The sequence below is a fragment of the Staphylococcus sp. HMSC072B07 genome (assembly GCF_001815505.1).
In the GTDB taxonomy this organism is placed as follows: Bacteria; Bacillota; Bacilli; order Staphylococcales; family Staphylococcaceae; genus Staphylococcus; species Staphylococcus simulans.
In genome coordinates, this window is record NZ_KV820953.1 from 1 (window position 1) to 755 (window position 755).

1 protein-coding gene is annotated in these 755 nt (G+C 41.7%); it reads right to left on the reverse strand.

Annotated elements, in window-relative coordinates; genetic code table 11:
* Positions 1-755: ornithine carbamoyltransferase (gene argF, locus HMPREF3031_RS11620; protein ID WP_070724971.1), on the reverse strand; the 755-nt coding region annotated here is incomplete at both ends.

Sequence of the window (755 nt, forward strand, 5' to 3'; positions counted from 1 at the left end):
ATTTGTTTACCGATTGTTGTGTCAGTGTTGTGGAAAGAAGGTAAGCAGTGTTCGAAAATAACATGTGGGTTGCCTGTTTTTTCGATCATGTCTTGGTTTACTTGGTAAGGTTTCAATAATTTGATACGTTCTTCCCAAACTTCGTCTGGTTCACCCATAGATACCCATACGTCTGTGTAAAGTACGTCTGAATCTTTAACACCTTTATCGATATCGTCTGTTACTAAGATTTCGCCGCCGTTTTCTTCAGCGATTTCTTTACAACGGTTCAATAATTCATCCGTAGGATTCAATTCTTTAGGGCAAACAAGGTTGAAACGCATACCCATGATTGCTGCACCTTGCATCAACGCATTCGCAACGTTGTTGCGACCATCGCCTACGTAAGTGAAGTTGATTTCGTGATAAGGTTTTTTCAATACTTCTTTAGCTGTTAGGAAGTCAGCTAATACTTGTGTTGGGTGATCTTCGTCAGTTAAACCGTTCCATACCGGCACGCCTGATTCTTCAGCTAATGTTTCAACAGTACGTTGAGAGAATCCGCGATATTCGATGCCGTCATACATGCCGCCTAAAACGCGTGCTGTATCTGCTGCTGTTTCTTTTTTGCCCATTTGAGAACCAGTTGGTCCAAGGTAAGTAGTGCTTGCACCTTGGTCAGCTGCCGCAACTTCAAATGCGCAACGAGTACGAGTTGAGTCTTTTTCGAAAATTAATGCAATGTTTTTTCCTTTAAGTGTTTGTTGCTCAATACC